We start from the raw sequence: 17,335 nt of genomic DNA on the forward strand, positions 1-17,335 counted from the left end.
TCTCATTTTTAACGCCAGCAGCCTTTCCTATGCAGATTGAACCTCGCAAGGTTCGCGAATTCCGTCGTCGCGAACAGGAAATACTCGATACCGCCCTGCAGCTGTTTCTCGAGCAGGGTGAAGACAGCGTCACGGTGGAGATGATTGCCGATGCCGTGGGCATCGGCAAAGGGACCATTTACAAGCACTTCAAGTCCAAGGCCGAGATCTACCTGCGCCTGATGCTCGATTATGAGCGCGATCTGAACGAGCTGCTCCACTCGCAAGACGTGGACCGTGACAAGGAGGCCCTGTCGCGTGCGTATTTCGAGTTCCGCATGCGCGACCCGCAGCGCTATCGCCTGTTCGATCGTCTGGAAGAAAAGGTCGTCAAGGGCAATCAGGTACCGGAGATGGTGGAGGAACTGCACCGTATCCGCGCATCCAACTTCCAGCGCCTGACGCAGCTCATCGAGGGGCGTATCGCCGAGGGCAAGTTGGAGGACGTACCCCCCTATTTTCACTACTGTGCAGCCTGGGCGCTGGTACACGGCGCGGTCGCGCTGTATCACTCGCCGTTCTGGAGCAACGTGCTGGAAGATCAGGAAGGCTTTTTCCAGTTCCTCATGGACATCGGTGTGCGCATGGGTAACAAGCGTAAGCGCGACTGAGGACTGCCCGTGCCGGCTTAGTTTGGCGCCGGTTCCGTGCACCGGGCAGGCGGGTACAGAGGCGCGATATGGCGTGGAAGCTGCATCCTCGCGAGGATATGCCGGCTTCCTGTCACCGGCTGGAGATAACCAGATGCGATTGCTGTACGTGTTGCTAGGCTCGCTGGCCCTGACCGGCTGCATGAAGGTCAGCGATATGGCCGAGGGCACCCGTTATCACCTGCGCGATGCGGGCATTCTTGATCACAGCGAAACCCGCCGCGCCAGCCCGTGGCGCCTGCAGGCGGATTCCTTCATCTATATTGCTCAGGGCCACTTCGTTCCGCCCGGTAATGGTTATCCGCGTCCTAACGTGGTCGCGGAAGAAACGTTCGCAGGGTTTGTCGAGTACTTTCCGATGGTGCGACGCTCGGCGCAGCCGGTCGGATTCGAGGAGGCGATGAACCAGGCGGCCGAGGTTGGCGCTCATTATTTGCTGTATACGCGTTTTGCCGCGGCGGATGATCGTATCGGCAGTTTCGACGAGCTAAACGACCAGCGAGCCGTCGATCGACTGGGCGTGGATACTGGCGTGGTGCAGCTTATGCTGGTGGAAACCGGAACGCGTTATCTGGTCGACACGGCTCGCATCCGCGCGCGAGGAGGACTGCTGAACCTGTACGACGCCAAGCCGGACCAGCTGCTCGGGCCACCCATGCAGGACTACGCTCGGCGGCTGCTGGGGCTCAGTGACTGAGCTGCAATGCTGGCGAGCTGATCAGGCGGAGGTAAACGAATGAGCGAATCCACCAGAGCAGCAGACCTGCTGGGGCAAATCCCCAAAGCGGATAAGAAGGCTCTGCCACCGGTACACCTTTGGAACCCGCCCTTTTGCGGGAACATCGACATGCGCATCGCCCGTGATGGGAGCTGGTACTACCTGGGCACACCGATTGGCCGACCGGCGATGGTGCGGCTGTTTTCCAGCGTGCTGCGTCGCGATGGCGATGACTATTTTCTGGTTACGCCGGTCGAGAAGGTGGGTATTCAGGTTGATGATGCACCCTTCGTGGCGGTTCGTCTGGACGTGGCGGGACAGGGCGAGCGGCAACAGCTGCGCATGGTTACCAATGTCGAGGACGAGGTCCAGCTAGGGCGCGAGCACCGCTTGCGTGTCGAGTTGAACCCGCAAACCCAGGAGCCGTCACCCTACGTTCACGTGCGCGCCGACCTGGAGGCTCTGGTCCACCGTAACGTCTTCTATCAACTGGTTGAGCTGGCGGTGCCGCGGCAGATTGATGGGCAGAGTTGGCTGGGTGTCTGGAGCGGGGGAGAGTTCTTTCCGATCGGTCCGGCGGAGTAGCGCGATGCGTTGCAGCGGTCCGTGATCTGGACGCATGCGGCGTCGGATAGAAAGCAAGAAGGCTCCCATGGGAGCCTTCTTTGCTGAACAGTAGTTACATGTTGGGGTAGTTCGGGCCCCCGGTACCTTCCGGCGCCACCCAGGTGATGTTCTGGGCGGGGTCCTTGATGTCGCAGGTCTTGCAGTGCACGCAGTTCTGCGCGTTGATCTGGAAGCGCTTGCTGCCATCGTCATTGGTGACGACTTCATAGACGCCGGCCGGGCAGTAACGCTGCGCGGGCTCGTCGTACAGCGGCAGGTTCTTTTGGATCGGGATGTTCGGGTCGGTCAGTTTCAGGTGAACCGGCTGATCCTCTTCATGGTTGGTGTTGGAAAGGAACACCGAGCTCAACTTGTCGAAGCTCAGTTTGCCGTCCGGCTTCGGGTAATCGATCTTCTTCGCCTCGGCGGCCGGCTTCAGGCAGGCGTGATCCGGCTTGGTGTCGTGCAGGGTGAAGGGGATCTTGCCGCCGAAGATGTTCTGGTCGATGAAGTTGAAGGCGCCACCTTTGATGGCTCCCCACTTGTGGATCGCCGCGCCGAAATTGCGGCTCTTGTACAGCTCGTCGTACAGCCAGCTGTTCTTAAAGCCTTCTTCATAGGCGGTCAACTCGTCGCCGCCCTCACGCCCGGCCAGCAGCGCGTCGGCGGCGGCTTCGGCGGCGAGCATGCCGGACTTCATGGCCGTGTGGCTGCCCTTGATCTTGGCGAAGTTCAGGGTGCCGGCGTCGCAGCCGATCAGTGCGCCGCCGTTGAAAACCATCTTCGGCAGGCAGTTCAGGCCGCCCTTGGCGATGGCGCGGGCGCCATAAGCAACGCGCTTGCCGCCTTCCAGATACTGCTTGATCACCGGGTGGTGCTTGTAGCGCTGGAACTCGTCGAACGGTGACAGATGTGGGTTGCTGTAAGCGAGGTCGACGATCAGACCGACCACTACCTGATTGTTCTCCAGATGGTAGAGGAAGGAACCGCCGGTATTCTCATCGTCCAGCGGCCAGCCGGCGGTATGCACCACCAGGCCCTGCTCGTGTTTGGCAGGATCGATATCCCACAATTCCTTGATGCCGATGCCGTAATGTTGCGGGTCGACATTGGCGTTGAGCTGGAAGCGATTGATCAGCTGCTTGCCGATGTGCCCGCGGCAGCCTTCAGCGAACAGGGTGTACTTTGCCCGCAGCTCCATACCCGGGGTGTACATCCCTTCCTTAGGATTGCCCTCGCGATCGACGCCGAGGTCGCCGGTGACGATACCGCGCACCACGCCATTCTCGTCGATCAGCGCTTCCTGGGCCGCGAATCCTGGATAGATCTCGACGCCGAGGTTCTCGGCCTGCTGCGCGAGCCAGCGGCACAGGTTGCCGAGAGAGATGATGTAGTTGCCTTCATTGTGCATGGTCTTTGGAACCAGCAGGTTCGGCAGCTTGCTGGCGGCGTCGGCATTCTTGAGCAGATAGATATCGTCGCGCTTGACCGGGGTATTCAGCGGTGCGCCGAGCTCTTTCCAGTCAGGGAACAGCTCGTCCAGTGCGCGCGGCTCGAATACCGCGCCGGATAGAATATGGGCGCCTACTTCGGATCCCTTTTCAACAACGCATACACTGATTTCCTGGCCGGCGTCGGCAGCCTTCTGCTTCAGTCGGCAGGCGGCGGACAGGCCTGCTGGGCCGGCACCGACGATCACCACGTCGAATTCCATGTATTCGCGTTCCATAGGGCTTTCTCCTACTCAAGGCTTGGTTGTTATAAAAGGTGGTGGAGGGCTGTGCTCATCCCTGACCGAGCCGAGCCGGCGCATTATATATAGACGCCGGAATCGGTCCAATACAAACGTTTGTTTGAATTTTCTGCAAGCCTGCTAGAATCGGCCCGCTGCGGCTTATGCGCGGGTATATGCGTTGTTGACCCCGCTAGGGCCTGCAGTCAAGATACGGGACAGTTTGCGCTCGCCGAACAGCCAGAAGGGCTATCGGAACCCAGGCCTCTGGCCGGTTCGCCTCGGCGATAAATCTAATCTCCGGAGAGTAACGAGGAATCCATGAAGGTTCTTGTAGCTGTCAAACGAGTGGTCGATTACAACGTCAAGGTTCGCGTCAAGGCGGACAACTCCGGCGTTGACCTGGCCAACGTCAAGATGTCGATGAACCCCTTCTGCGAAATCGCCGTGGAAGAAGCCGTGCGCCTGAAAGAAAAAGGCGTGGCGAGCGAAATCGTTGTCGTCTCCATCGGCCCGAGCGCTGCCCAGGAGCAGCTGCGCACCGCACTGGCGCTGGGCGCCGATCGCGCCGTGCTGGTCGAATCCAGTGAAGAGCTGAACTCGCTGGCCGTGGCCAAGCTGCTCAAGGCCGTGGTCGACAAGGAACAGCCGCAGCTGGTCATCCTTGGCAAGCAGGCCATCGACAGCGACAACAACCAGACCGGGCAGATGCTCGGCGCCCTCACCGGCTATGCCCAGGGTACTTTTGCCTCCAAGGTGGAAGTGGCTGGCGACAAGGTTAACGTGACACGCGAGATCGACGGCGGTCTGCAGACCGTCGCACTGAACCTGCCGGCGATCGTCACCACCGACCTGCGCCTGAACGAGCCGCGCTACGCGTCGCTGCCGAACATCATGAAGGCCAAGAAGAAGCCGCTGGAAACGCTGACCCCGGATGCACTCGGTGTCACCACCACTTCCACCGTGAAGACCCTGAAAGTCGAAGCGCCGGCCGCCCGCAGCGCCGGTATCAAGGTCAAGTCCGTGGCTGAACTGGTCGAGAAACTGAAGAACGAGGCGAAGGTAATCTAAATGACTATCCTGGTTATCGCTGAACACAACAACGCCGTCCTCGCGGCTGCGACTCTGAATACCGTTGCGGCCGCCAAAGCCATCGGCGGCGACATCCATGTGCTGGTAGCCGGTAGCGGCTGCGGTGCTATCGGCGAGGCGGCGGCCAAGATCGAGGGCGTCGCCAAGGTATTGGTCGCCGACGATGCAGCCTATGCCAACCAGCTGCCGGAGAACGTCGCGCCGTTGATCGCCGATCTGGCGAAGAATTACAGCCACGTGCTGGCCGCTGCCACCACCAACGGCAAGAACTTCCTGCCGCGCGTCGCTGCTCAGCTGGACGTCGATCAGATCTCCGAGATCGTCGCCGTCGAGAGCGCCGACACCTTCAAGCGTCCCATCTACGCGGGTAACGCCATCGCGACCGTGCAGTCCAGTGCTGCGATCAAGGTCATCACCGTGCGCTCCACCGGCTTCGACGCCGTCAGTGCTGAAGGCGGTTCCGCTAGCGTCGAACAAATCTCTGGTACTGGCGACGCTGGCAAGTCCACCTTCGTTGGCGAAGAGTTGGCCAAGTCTGACCGTCCCGAACTGACCGCAGCCAAGATCGTCATTTCCGGCGGCCGTGGCATGCAGAACGGCGAGAACTTCAAGCACCTGTACTCGCTGGCCGACAAACTCGGCGCGGCAGTCGGCGCCTCGCGCGCCGCGGTCGATGCTGGTTTCGTACCGAACGACATGCAGGTCGGCCAGACTGGCAAGATCGTCGCGCCGCAGCTGTATATCGCCGTCGGTATTTCCGGTGCGATCCAGCACCTGGCCGGCATGAAGGACTCCAAGGTGATCGTCGCGATCAACAAGGACGAAGAAGCGCCGATCTTCCAGGTCGCCGATTACGGCCTGGTGGGCGATCTGTTCGAGATCGTGCCGGAGCTGGAAAAGCTCGTCTGATTGACCGGCCCTAGAAAACCCGCTTTCGAGCGGGTTTTTTTATGGGCGAACGGATGGGGGGTGGATGCTAAGATCACGCCGCGCCCCTCGCTCGGGGGTCTTTTCACTCTTTCGATTAAGGTGTCATTCATGGAGTTTGGCATTCGGCTGAAATCGGCTCTGCTCTTGCTGGCGCTGGCATCGCCGGTCATGGCAGTCGCTGCTGGCAAATGCGAACGGTTGATCGCCACCGGCGCTGCGGATAATCCGCCGTTTCTCTGGCGCGATCCGCAGAATCCGAAGCGTCTGATCGGAGCCAATGCCGACCTGCTCAAGCAGATTGGCAAGGCGCTTGAAGTGAAGGTCGAGCTGCTCTATAGCGGCGACGCCGGCAAGGCGCTCGACGAGGTCCGAAGTGGTCGGGTTGATATGCTGGCCGACGCCCGACTGGTGGTGCAGCGTCTGGACGAGATGGATTTCGTGCATCCCGCCATCGCGCCGTTGCAGACGGTGGCCTGGGTACGCAACGAGCCAGGTTTCCTCTATTCAAGCCGTGAAGACCTCGCCGGGCACAGTGGCACCTTCGTCAGCGGAAACCGTTTTGATAGCGAGTTCGATGCCTTCGCCAGCCAGAAGCTGACGCTGCAGCCTACTGCGGCTTTGTCTCAGGCGATGCAGCAACTGGTCGCCGGCAGTACCGATTACGTGCTGCATGAGCGCTACAGCGCGCTTGCCAGGATTGGCACGTTGGGGCTGATGGATAAGGTGCAGCGGCTGGAACCCCCAGTACTCAGCCAGGACATGCACCTGGCCGTTTCTCATAACTCAGCTTGTAACGATCCGTGGCTGCGGGGACAACTGGCACGGAAGATGACAGAATTGCGCGCCGCCGGGGTGCCCGAGCAGTTGCTCGTCAGCAACCTGGAACGCTGGAAGAGCCAGCAGGTTGGGTCGGCGAAAACACCGCAACAGTAGGACTTCTTCGTTGTGAAAACTGCACTTTCCTGTGTCGCCCTCTGTTTGTCGCTAACCGCGCTGAGCGGCTGTGCCAGCGATCCGGCTCCGCTCGAACAATTGCGCCTGACCGAGCAGGCCGTGCTGCAAGCGCGGGCGGTCGGCGCCAATCAGCAGACCGCGGAGCTGGCGCTTGCCGAGCTGAAGCTGGCCGCGGCGCGTGCTGCCATGGCGGATGAGGACTACCGGCAGGCACGCCTGTTGAGCGAGCAGGCCGAGCTGGATGCCCGTCTCGCCGAGGCTCGGGTGTTGAATGAGAAGGGCAGCGAGCAGGTCGCGGAGCTGACTCGACGCATCGAGCGTCTGCGCCGCCAGCTGGGAGATCTACGGTGAGAACGCTTCGATTGCATGTCATCACATGCGCCATGCTGGCCGGACTCGCTGGTTGTGCCAATCCGGACGTCGAGCAGCAACTTGCGCAGGCCGCGGTCGCGTTCGCCAAGGTCAGCAATGACCCGCAGATCCAGCGCGGCGCTCCGAAGGACGTCGCGCGCGCCGGCGACTCGCTGGGGCGGGCTCAGCGCTTTGCCGAATTCTGGGGCGGCGCCGAGAACGCTCAGCATTATGCGTACCTCAGCCTGAGCTACAGCGAGATTGCCCGGCAGCACGGCGCGTTGTTGGAGCATCAGCAGCGTGTCATGCAGCTGGAAATGGAGCGCGAGCGGCTACTCGGGATGGTGCGTGACGCCCGCTTGCTGAGCGCGCAGCAACAGGGCCGTTGGGGCGAGGACCAGATGATCAGCATGGCCGCGACCGAGACGGATCGCGGTCTGGTGATGACGCTGGGCGACGTGCTGTTCCGTGCAGGCAGTGACGAACTTGGACGCGAGGCCAATCGTACCCTGCTCAAGCTGGCGCATTTCCTCGAGCTGAACCCGCAGCGGCGAGTGCGCATCGAGGGCTATACCGATAGCCGCGGTGGGGCGGAAGAGAATCTGGCGTTGTCGCGCGCGCGAGCACAGGCGGTCGCCGATGTCCTGATCGATCTGGGTATCGCCCCGCAGCGCATCCAGGTGCGCGGCTATGGTGAAGGATTCCCCATCGCGGAAAATGCTTCATCGCGCGGCCGTGCGCAGAATCGCCGCGTGGAAATCCTCTTCTCCGATGCTCAGGGCATGCTCGGCGCTGATCGCTGAGCAGCTGTTTCGCTCAGTCATTTTGTAACTGTATTGGTTGCATTTGTAGCTGGTGAGCTACTGTTACGGTTCAGTTGGCGGGGACCGGCAAAATGACCAATCTGTTGCTCTATCAGCGCATCGCTCAGCAGCTGGCCGAGGATATTCGGCGTGGCGTCTATCGCCCGGGTGAGCGAGTGCCCTCGGTGCGCAAGATGAGCCTGCAGCTCAATGTCAGCCATGCCACCGTGTTGCAGGCGTATGCCAACCTGGAAGACCAGGGCATGATCCGCGCGCGTCCGCAGTCGGGCTTCTACGTGCATCAGACACCCATGCTGACCGCGCCGACCCCGGACATCGCCCAGGTCGAGCGTCCGACCCTGGTCACCCGCAGCAGCATCATCAACCAGGTGCTCAGCGAGTCGCGCCGGGAGGGACTCATTCCGTTAGGTGCTGCCGTGCCGCATGTGGACTACCTGCCCGTGCGGGCTCTGCACCAACAACTGGCCAAAGTGACCCGCTTCCACAGTCCACGGGCGTTCAGCTACATGTTCAGTCCGGGTTACGAACCACTGCGCCGGCAGGTGGCGATTCGCATGCGTGATGCTGGCGTGGTGGTGGACCCGGCCGAGATCGTCATCACCCACGGTTGTGTCGATGCCTTGCAGATGTCGCTGCGCGTGCTGACCCGGCCAGGCGATCTTATCGCCGCCGAGTCGCCGACTTATTACGGGCTGCTGCAACTGGCCGACCTGCTCGGATTGAAGGTTATCGAGATTCCCAGCGACCCGGATACCGGCATGAGCCTCGAAGCGCTGCAGTTGGCCGCCAGTCAGTGGCCGATCAAGGCGCTGGTCCTGACCGCACGGCTGAGCAATCCGCTCGGTGTCAGCATGCCCGACAGTCGGCAGAAGCAATTGCTCAGCCTGGCCGCGAGTTTCGATATCCAGATCGTCGAGGATGATATCTACGGCGAGCTGATGTTCGAACAGGGCCTGTACAAGGCGCTCAAGTCCAATGATCGGGAGGGGCGGGTCATCTATTGCTCGAGTTTCTCCAAGACCCTCTCGCCCGGTGTGAGGATCGGCTGGATCATTGCCGGTCGTCACCAGGCCGAGGTGCAACGCCTGCAGACCTTCAGCACTCACTCAGCCTGCAGCGTGACGCAGATGGGCGTGGCAGCGTATCTGGAGAATGGCGGCTACGACCGCCACCTGCGTTTCATTCGTCACGAGTACCGCAAGAACCTGTCGGCGTTTCAGCTGGCGGTGCAGCGTTACTTCCCCGAGGGCACCCAGATGACGCGGCCCAAGGGCAATTTCATTCTGTGGGTCAGCCTGCCGGCACGGGTCAACACCAAGGAGCTGCACGCGAGGGCTTTGGCGCAGGGAATCAGCATTGCGCCGGGGCTGATCTTCAGCAATACCGAGCAGTTCAACCACTGCATCCGCCTGAACTGCGGCTTGCCTTGGAATCATGAGACCGAGCGAGCGCTGAGCACCTTGGGTGGGCTGGCTTGCGACCTTTGCCGGGAGGCACAATAGCGGCACGCGCGGTGCGCGCGAATCAAAGGAACAGCGCCTCGATGGTCAAACCTGTGTTGGTGGCTTTTGCACTGCTCTTGCTGACCGCCTGCGACAAGGAGAACGTGCCGCCGGCGCCTGTCCCGCAGGAGCAGCCGTCCGTGCCGGCAAGCGATTCGGCCGAAACGCCGCCGGATCTGCAGATCGAAGTGGCCGCTCCGACAACGCAGCAGGGCGAGATAGTCAAGCCTGAGGTCACGATCAGCGTTCCCGAACCGCCGGCTGCGCCCAGTACGCAGAAAAAGACGGTTCCGGTGCAGGTCGAGGAGATCGAGCTGAACGAGCCGAAACTCGACCTTAGCCTGCCAGCGGACTGGGCCAAGGAATTCGAGGTGGACGATTCTTCGGAGGCAATGAGCCTGCTGCCGCCACTGTTCAGCGAGCCGAAGCGCTCCGTTCAGATGAGCGGTCGACTGATTACCGGCGAGGAGGAAGACGAACCGCTGATCGAGGGGGCGGAAATCCAGTTCGAATTCAAGCGCTGACCCTGTCCTTGCAGGGCCGCATTCTGGCCGGATGCGACCGTTTCGCTCACGCTTCCTCAGGCTGACGAGCCAGCAGTTCGTGCAGTGCTGCAACCGGCAACGGGCGACTCATGTGGAAGCCCTGCACCTCGGTGCAGCCGTCGTCCTGTAGCAGGCGCAGCTGCTCGGCTGTCTCCACTCCCTCGGCCGTCACTTCGAGGTTCAGACCTCGGCCGAGGTCGATCAGCGCGCGAACAATCGAGTGGTCCTCGGCGTTCTGCTGGATGCCACCGACGAAGCTGTTGTCGATCTTGATCACGTCGAACGGATAGTTGCGCAGGTTGCTCAGTGACGAGTAGCCGGTGCCGAAATCGTCCATGGCCAACCGTACGCCGAGTGCTTTGAGTTTTCCGAGCAGAGCCAGGGTGTCGTCGTTTTCCTGCAGCAGAGCGCTTTCGGTGATTTCCAGCTCCAGCCGCGCGGCCGGCAGTCCGCTTTCGGCGAGCGCCGCCTTCACCTCGTCGAGGAAGCGATCGTGGCGCAGCTGCAGTGGGGACAGGTTGACCGATACCACCGGCTGCCCCGGCCAGGTGGTGGCCTCGCGGCAAGCCTGGCGCAGCACCCAGCCACCCAGCAAGGCAATTACGCCGACCTCTTCAGCCAGCGGAATGAAAGCCTCGGGCAGCAACAGTCCGCGCTCGGGGTGTCGCCAGCGCAGCAGGGCCTCGGCGCCGTTGATGCGTAGGCCTTCGCTTCGGTAGCGCGGCTGATAGTAGATCTCGAACTGCTGTTCGGCGATGGCCCGGCGCAGGTCATCCTCCTGGCGATGCCGATCATAGGGACGCTGATCCAGCTCCCTTGAATAGGCCCGCCAGGTGCCACGGCCGTCGGTCTTGGCCTGGTAGAGGGCAATGTCGGCGCAACGCAGCAGTTCGCTGGCGAGTCTGCCGTCGGTAGGCGCGGTGGCAACGCCGATGCTGGTGCCGATGTAGACCTTGTTGCCCTCGTAGAAGAATGGCTCGCCGATGGCGGCAATCACCCGCTCGCAGAGCCTGGCGATGTCGTCCTGTTCGCCCAGGCGGCTGAGCACCATGACGAACTCGTCGCCGCCCAGGCGCGCCACCAGATCATCGTCACGGATGCACTGCTTGAGCCGTTGCGCGACGCCGATCAGTACCTCGTCACCGGCGGCGTGGCCGAGCGTGTCGTTGACGGGCTTGAAGCGATCCAGATCGAGATAGAGGACGGTCAGTCGGGATTCGGGATTGCTCAGCGAAGCTAGCTTGTTCTCCAGGTGATCGCGCATGCGGGCACGGTTGGGCAGCCCGGTCAGTGCATCGTGCTGTGACAGATACTGGACGCGCGCCTGCGCCTTGGTCTCCTCGGTGATGTCGCTGGCGGTGCCGCGATAACCACGCAGCTCACCGCCATCCCTGATCGCCCGCGCGGCGAGCCGACAGTAGCGTTCGCAGCTGTCGGCGGCACGGTAGCTGCATTTCAGCGGCGCTGCCTGTGGCGCCTGCAACCAGTCGCGCAGGGCGGCATGGTCACTGATGAGCAGCTCGATCAGCGGGCGGCCGACCCAGGCATCGGGGTCGTGACCGGTGATCTCCTTGAAACGGCGCGAAAGATAGGTCAGGCGGGCCTGGGCATCGGTTTCCCAGATCCAGTCGGAGGCAGCCTCGGCGACATCGCGAAAGCGTGCTTCGCTGGCAGCCAGCGCGCGACGGTTGCTGGCCAGCCGCTCGTAGCTGGTTTCCATCAACTGCACACTGCGCAGCGCCTGCCGACTCAGCAGCCAGGCCAGCACGCCGAGCCCGAGGGCGACCAGGCCAAGGATCGGCAGGGCTATCCACAGTATCAGTCTCCCGGGTTGTGCCGGTGTCCAGGTCAGCGCTACCGGCGTGCCGTCTTCCAGCGCCAGCGCCAGTTGCGGTGCCGAGCGGCGCCGAGTGGCCTCATGCAGACGCAGCGCATCGATGGCATAGCTTTCGCCGAGCTCGCCGAGGTGTGCGGAGTCCAGAAGATCGACGAACAGCACCACCGAGGCCGGGCCTTCAACGGCCTGCACCTTGCTGTCGCCCGGCGACAGCACCGCCGCCGCCACCATGGCGGGAGTGCCATTGGCCGACAGCAGCCCCACTGCGCCTTGCTCTTCTTCGAAGGCTGTTCGCGCACGGGCGATCAGCAGGTCCAATCCACCCGTGAGCCATTGGCGAGCGTCGATCGGCTGCAATTCGCCCTGTATCACTGCATAAGCCGTACCACCTTGCGGCGTCACCACCAGCAATCCCTCGTAGCCGAAGTCTTGATACAGCGAGGGACCGAAGTTGGCCTGTTCATACGCCCAATCGAGGCTGATCTTACCGTTGAGGTGCGCGTAGGCATCGCCCCAGAAGGCGTAGTCGATGACCGAACGCGACATCCACTCGCGCTGAGCCTCGATGGCCTTGCCGGCGAGGAAGTGGCTCTGTGCCAGGGCATCTCGATCGATGCGGGCGGCGATCAGGCCGACGGCGATGGCGGCGCCGAGCAGCGCGCACACCAGCAGACCAAGCATGCCGGGGATGATACGACGGGCGAACGTGGCGAGGGCTCGCGGACGGTCTTCATCGATGCGGATGGAAGCTGCTGGCATGGGTCATCCATCTGGAGGAAAAGGAGGGTCGTGCGGGTGGCGATATACGACCAGGACAAGCTGCCCGTCGTGCAAACCGTTCGCTGGGCGTTCCCTAGCATGACCGCGGGGTACGCGGCGGGTCGCCCTGACGACAGGATAGCAACCAGCGGCACGTCTCAGCGATTCAGCGGTCGCGTGCGTCCTGCGCATCCGCTTCGGCATTGCGAGCGGCGATGCGTTTCTTCTGCTCTTCGCTGAGCGGGATCTTGCGGGCTGTCGAGCGCAGCATGAGCAGGCTGCCGACGATGGAGCCGAGAGCGACCACCAGGATCAACCAGAAGTACCAGGGCATGGCAATTCTCCACGGGTAGAAATAAGCGGAGCTGTACGTGACGCCCGCAGGTACCGTCACTTTACGCGGTGATGGCATACCGGGCCACGCTTTGCGCCCGCTGGCGCCATCGAGCAGTTTGACTAACGCCTGGGGGTTTCGTCGCTCCGGCGTTTTTCTGCGACAATGCGCGCCGAATTTTGCCGAGGACTCGTCATGACTTGCCAGACTCCGATCATCGTTGCGCTCGATTTCCCTTCGCAGGACGCTGCCCTGGCACTGGCGCAGCAGCTCGATCCCGCGTTGTGCCGGGTCAAGGTCGGCAAGGAGTTGTTCACCCGCTGCGGCCCGGCGGTGGTCGAGGCGTTGCGCGAGCGCGGCTTCGAGGTGTTCCTCGATCTGAAATTCCACGACATTCCCAACACCACGGCGATGGCGGTGAGGGCGGCGGCCGAGCTTGGCGTGTGGATGGTCAACGTGCACTGCTCGGGCGGCCTGCGCATGATGGCGGCCTGCCGCGAGACGCTGGACAAGGTCAGCGGCCCGACCCCGCTACTGATCGGCGTGACCGTGCTGACCAGCATGGAGCAGGCCGATCTGGCTGATATCGGCCTGGACATCGCGCCGCAGGAGCAGGTGCTGCGCCTGGCGGGGCTGGCGGCGCGGTCCGGTCTCGACGGTCTGGTCTGCTCGGCGCAGGAAGCGCAGCCGTTGAAGGCGCAATACCCGCAGCTGCAACTGGTGACGCCCGGCATTCGCCCGGCCGGCAGCGCCCAGGACGACCAGCGACGCATCCTCACCCCGGCGCAGGCGATGGCCGCGGGTTCGGACTATCTGGTTATCGGTCGGCCCATCGCCCAGGCCGCCGACCCGGCGCAGGCGCTGGCCGCGGTCGTCGCCGAGCTGCGTTGAGTGCTCAGCCGACCTTGAGCACCAGCTTGCCGAAGTTTTCGCCGCTGAAGAGCTTCAACAGGGTTTCGGGGAAGGTTTCCAGGCCCTCGACGATGTCCTCCTTGCTCTTCAGCTGGCCGCCGGCCAGCCAGCCGGCCATCTCGCGCATCGCCTCCGGGTAGCGCGCCATATAGTCGGTCACCACCATGCCTTCCATGCGCGCACGGTTGACCAGTAACGACAGATAGTTCGCCGGTCCCTTGACCGCCTCCTTGTTGTTGTACTGGCTGATCGCGCCGCACAGCACCACCCGCGCGCCGACGTTGATACGGGTGAGCACCGCGTCGAGGATGTCGCCGCCGACATTGTCGAAATACACATCCACGCCCTGCGGACATTCGCGCTTCAGGCCCGCGGCGAGGTCCTCGTGCTTGTAGTCGATGGCGCCGTCGAAGCCCAGCTCCGCGGTGAGGAAGCGGCATTTGTCGGCGCCGCCGGCGATACCTATCACCCGGCAGCCTTTGATCTTGGCGATCTGCCCGGCCACGCTGCCCACCGCGCCGGCAGCGCCGGACAGCACCACGGTATCGCCGGCCTTCGGCTGGCCGACGGCGAGCAGGGCGAAGTAGGCGGTCATGCCGGTCATGCCCAGCGCCGACAGGTAGCGCGGCAGCGGCGCCTGCTGCGGGTCGACCTTGTAGAAGCCCTTCGGCTCGCCGCGAAAGTACTTCTGCACACCCAGCGGACCGTTCACGTAGTCGCCGACGGCGAAGCCAGGATGCTGCGATGCGATCACCTTGCCGACGCCGAGCGCGCGCATCACCTCGCCGAGGCCCACCGGTGCGATGTAGGACTTGCCTTCGTTCATCCAGCCGCGCATGGCGGGGTCGATCGACAGGTATTCGACCTGCACCAGGATCTCGTTGGGTCCGGGCTCTCCGGTGTCGGTCTCGACGAACCGGAAGGTGTCGCGCGTTGGCGCGCCGATCGGCCGCTGGGCCAGCAGGTACTGTTGATTGAGCATGTCGAACAAGCCTTCGTTGAGCGAAAAGCTTGGTTTAGTCGCCCTTGATCCCGATCGCAACTTGCACCCGCTGACGCGTATGCAGCGGCATGCAGAGTGGTGATATCGGCGTTCACTTGTTAGCCGGCGCCGCGCAGAGCGGTATAACGGTGACCGCACATCGTCCCGTGGTCACGTAAGGACCGCGCGGCTAGGTTCCAACTCTTTCAGGGTTTATTCAGCATGAGCATGAAATTCTCCGGTCAGGTCGCCCTCGTTACCGGTGCAGCGGCGGGCATCGGCCGTGCGACGGCGCTGGCCTTCGCCGAGCAGGGCCTCAAGGTCGTTCTCGCCGACCTCGATGACACCGCTGGCGAGGCGGCCGCAGCGGCGATTCGGGAAAATGGTGGCGAGGCGTTGTTCGTCCGTTGCGACGTCACGCGCGACGAGGAGGTTCGAGCATTGCTGGAGCAGCTCGTGGGCCGATTCGGCCGGCTCGACTATGCCTTCAACAATGCCGGTATCGAGATCGAGCAAGGCCGGCTGGCCGAAGGCAGCGAGGCGGAGTTCGACGCGATCATGGGCGTCAACGTCAAGGGCGTGTGGCTGTGCATGAAGCACCAGTTGCCGCTGATGCTGGCCCAGGGCGGCGGCGCCATCGTCAATACCGCATCGGTGGCTGGCCTGGGGGCGGCGCCGAAGATGAGCATCTACTCGGCGTCCAAGCATGCGGTGATCGGCCTGACCAAGTCGGCGGCCATCGAATATGCGAAGAAGGGCATCCGGGTGAATGCGGTGTGCCCGGCGGTGATCGACACCGACATGTTCCGCCGTGCCTATGAGGCCGATCCGCGCAAGGCGGAGTTCGCTGCGGCGATGCATCCGGTTGGGCGCATCGGCAAGGTCGAGGAGATCGCGGCGGCGGTGCTCTATCTGTGCAGCGATGGCGCGGCGTTTACTACGGGCCATGCGCTGACGGTGGATGGTGGAGCGACGGCCATCTAGCGTTCTGCTTGAGTGGGTGAGCTGGGCGATCCGCGAGTGTGTGGATGCCTCGGGTTTCGCCCTGCCGGTCAGCGTGCCTGCTGCCGGGACCGCCCGGAGCGGCGCGGAAACCAGGCCTGCTCTCAGCCCTGCCTATTAAGCATCACCAGCGTCACCACTCCCGCGATCAACCCCCACAGCGCGGCCCCGATTCCAAACAGCGTCAGCCCCGACGCCGTGACCATGAAGGTGATCAGCGCCGCCTCGCGCTCATGCGGCTGCTGCATGGCCTGGGTCAGCCCCGCACCGATCGAGCCGAGCAGCGCGAGCGCCGCGATCGACAGCACCAGCGCCGCTGGAAACGCCGCGAACAGCGCCGCCAGGGTCGCGCCGAAGATGCCGGCGATGCCATAGAACACCCCGCACCATGCCGCCGCGGTGTAACGCTTGCCAGGGTCGGGGTGCGCCTCGGGGCCGGCGCAGATGGCCATGGTGATCGCCGCCAGATGAATGCCGTGCGAGCCGAACGGTGCCAGCAGCACCGAGGCGATGCCGGTCACCGAGATCAGCGGCGAGGCCGGCACGTCGTAACCTTCGGCACGCAGTACGGCGAGGCCGGGCATGTTCTGCGAGGCCATGGCGATGACGAACAGCGGGATGCCGATGCTCAGAATCGCAGCGAATGACAGCGACGGCGTGGTCCATACCGGTACCGCCAGTTCCAGACTGAAGTGCCGGAAATCCAGCAACCCCTGCGTCGCAGCCAGTGCGCAGCCGATCACCAGGGCGGTCAACACCGCGTAGCGGGGCCACAGCCGTTTTGCCAGCAGGTAGCTGAAGAACATGCCGAGCACCAGCAGCGGCTGCACTTCCACTGCGCGAAAGATCTCGATTCCGATGTTGAACAGCACGCCGGCCAGCAGCGCGGCGGCCAGTGAGGCGGGTACCCGACGCATAAGCCGCTCGAAGCTGCCGGTTAGCCCGCAGAGTACGATCAGCAGCGAGGCGAAGATGTAGGCGCCAATCGCTTCGGCGTATGGCACGCCGGGCAGGCTGCTGATCAGCAGGGCGGCGCCCGGCGTCGACCAGGCCACCACCACCGGCGTGCGATAGCGCAGCGACAGGCCGATACTGCAGATCGCCATGCCGATCGACAGCGCCCAGATCCACGAGGAAATCTGCGGAGCACTCAGGCCCGCCGCCTGGCCGGCCTGGAACATTAGTACCAGCGAGCTGGTGTAACCAGTGAGCATGGCGATGAAGCCGGCGGCGATGGTTGATGGCGAGCTATCGCTGAGCGGTCGTAACGTGGAGCGGATCGTTTCGGTCATGGCGATTCGGCTGGTGGTCGCAGCGTTGAGGTCTGCACTGTCGTGCTGCCAGCGGTCGGCGGCGGGGTGTAAGTCAGGGTTGAAAGCGGAGGTTAGCCTAGCGGGCGCAGGGCTGTGGCGTCCCATACAGCCAGCGGCCGGTTCGGCGTAACAGTGCCGACCGTCGCACTCTGATGACTGACCGGGCTGGCCGCCGAGAGCACACCTATTTTTGGCACCCTTGTTGCTATCTACATCTCGCCTGCCGCGCAGCGTCAAAAAAACCGCGGCTGTT

17 protein-coding genes are annotated in these 17,335 nt (G+C 63.1%); 12 read left to right on the plus strand and 5 right to left on the minus strand.

Going from position 1 to position 17,335, the window contains the following annotated elements; genetic code table 11:
* The first annotated feature begins 29 nt into the window (after positions 1-29).
* The 3 genes from N8H22_RS16880 (at position 30) to N8H22_RS16890 (ending at position 1,992) form a co-directional block, all read left to right on the plus strand.
* Positions 30-650 carry a TetR/AcrR family transcriptional regulator gene (locus N8H22_RS16880; protein ID WP_264591664.1) on the plus strand — a complete coding sequence of 207 codons (621 nt, stop codon included), beginning with the start codon at positions 30-32 and terminating at the stop codon, positions 648-650.
* Positions 651-783: 133 nt separating this feature from the next.
* Entirely contained in the window at positions 784-1,386 is a 603-nt protein-coding gene (locus N8H22_RS16885) for a DUF4823 domain-containing protein (protein ID WP_264591665.1), read from the plus strand.
* Positions 1,387-1,425: 39 nt separating this feature from the next.
* Positions 1,426-1,992: a DUF1285 domain-containing protein gene (locus N8H22_RS16890; RefSeq protein WP_264591666.1), complete on the plus strand. Its 567-nt coding sequence runs from the start codon at positions 1,426-1,428 to the stop codon at positions 1,990-1,992.
* A 94-nt stretch (positions 1,993-2,086) separates the two neighbouring features.
* Here the strand turns inward: N8H22_RS16890 and N8H22_RS16895 are convergent, their stop codons facing one another.
* Positions 2,087-3,742, minus strand: coding sequence for an electron transfer flavoprotein-ubiquinone oxidoreductase (locus N8H22_RS16895; RefSeq protein ID WP_264591667.1), 1,656 nt, complete (start codon positions 3,740-3,742; stop codon positions 2,087-2,089).
* A 324-nt stretch (positions 3,743-4,066) separates the two neighbouring features.
* On the opposite strand from N8H22_RS16895, the gene N8H22_RS16900 reads away from it, so the two are divergent.
* The 7 genes from N8H22_RS16900 (at position 4,067) to N8H22_RS16930 (ending at position 9,922) form a co-directional block, all read left to right on the plus strand.
* On the plus strand, positions 4,067-4,816 hold the full coding sequence (locus N8H22_RS16900) for an electron transfer flavoprotein subunit beta/FixA family protein (protein ID WP_264591668.1): 750 nt from the start codon (positions 4,067-4,069) through the stop codon (positions 4,814-4,816).
* Positions 4,817-5,746: an FAD-binding protein gene (locus N8H22_RS16905; RefSeq protein ID WP_264591669.1), complete on the plus strand. Its 930-nt coding sequence runs from the start codon at positions 4,817-4,819 to the stop codon at positions 5,744-5,746.
* A gap of 129 nt (positions 5,747-5,875) precedes the next feature.
* Positions 5,876-6,700 carry a transporter substrate-binding domain-containing protein gene (locus N8H22_RS16910; protein WP_264591800.1) on the plus strand — a complete coding sequence of 275 codons (825 nt, stop codon included), beginning with the start codon at positions 5,876-5,878 and terminating at the stop codon, positions 6,698-6,700.
* A gap of 12 nt (positions 6,701-6,712) precedes the next feature.
* A complete protein-coding gene (locus N8H22_RS16915) occupies positions 6,713-7,072 on the plus strand; it encodes a DUF4398 domain-containing protein (RefSeq protein ID WP_264591670.1) in 360 nt (119 codons plus the stop codon).
* A gap of 32 nt (positions 7,073-7,104) precedes the next feature.
* On the plus strand, positions 7,105-7,875 hold the full coding sequence (locus tag N8H22_RS16920) for an OmpA family protein (RefSeq protein ID WP_264591801.1): 771 nt from the start codon (positions 7,105-7,107) through the stop codon (positions 7,873-7,875).
* Between the two features lie 92 nt (positions 7,876-7,967).
* Positions 7,968-9,398, plus strand: coding sequence for a PLP-dependent aminotransferase family protein (locus N8H22_RS16925; protein WP_264591671.1), 1,431 nt, complete (start codon positions 7,968-7,970; stop codon positions 9,396-9,398).
* On the plus strand, positions 9,371-9,922 hold the full coding sequence (locus tag N8H22_RS16930; RefSeq protein ID WP_264591672.1) for a hypothetical protein: 552 nt from the start codon (positions 9,371-9,373) through the stop codon (positions 9,920-9,922). Before N8H22_RS16925 ends, N8H22_RS16930 begins: the two co-directional genes overlap by 28 nt.
* 46 nt (positions 9,923-9,968) lie before the next feature.
* Here the strand turns inward: N8H22_RS16930 and N8H22_RS16935 are convergent, their stop codons facing one another.
* A complete protein-coding gene (locus N8H22_RS16935) occupies positions 9,969-12,539 on the minus strand; it encodes an EAL domain-containing protein (RefSeq protein WP_264591673.1) in 2,571 nt (856 codons plus the stop codon).
* Between the two features lie 166 nt (positions 12,540-12,705).
* Positions 12,706-12,873 carry a DUF2897 family protein gene (locus N8H22_RS16940; RefSeq protein ID WP_264591674.1) on the minus strand — a complete coding sequence of 56 codons (168 nt, stop codon included), beginning with the start codon at positions 12,871-12,873 and terminating at the stop codon, positions 12,706-12,708.
* Positions 12,874-13,068: 195 nt separating this feature from the next.
* Here N8H22_RS16940 and pyrF point away from each other — a divergent pair, with 195 nt between their 5' ends.
* On the plus strand, positions 13,069-13,764 hold the full coding sequence (pyrF, locus tag N8H22_RS16945) for an orotidine-5'-phosphate decarboxylase (protein WP_264591675.1): 696 nt from the start codon (positions 13,069-13,071) through the stop codon (positions 13,762-13,764).
* 4 nt (positions 13,765-13,768) lie between these two features.
* Here the strand turns inward: pyrF and N8H22_RS16950 are convergent, their stop codons facing one another.
* Entirely contained in the window at positions 13,769-14,767 is a 999-nt protein-coding gene (locus N8H22_RS16950; RefSeq protein WP_264591676.1) for an NADP-dependent oxidoreductase, read from the minus strand.
* A gap of 222 nt (positions 14,768-14,989) precedes the next feature.
* Between N8H22_RS16950 and N8H22_RS16955 the strand changes: the two genes are divergently transcribed.
* The gene (locus tag N8H22_RS16955) at positions 14,990-15,751 is read left to right on the plus strand and encodes an SDR family oxidoreductase (RefSeq protein ID WP_264591677.1); all 762 of its coding nucleotides are present in this window, start codon (positions 14,990-14,992) and stop codon (positions 15,749-15,751) included.
* Between the two features lie 122 nt (positions 15,752-15,873).
* Here the strand turns inward: N8H22_RS16955 and N8H22_RS16960 are convergent, their stop codons facing one another.
* Positions 15,874-17,061 (minus strand): benzoate/H(+) symporter BenE family transporter, encoded by a 1,188-nt coding sequence (locus N8H22_RS16960; protein ID WP_264591678.1) that lies wholly within the window; start codon positions 17,059-17,061, stop codon positions 15,874-15,876.
* Positions 17,062-17,335 lie beyond the last annotated feature (274 nt).

The sequence above is a fragment of the Stutzerimonas sp. S1 genome (assembly GCF_025966695.1).
GTDB lineage: Bacteria > Pseudomonadota > Gammaproteobacteria > Pseudomonadales > Pseudomonadaceae > Stutzerimonas.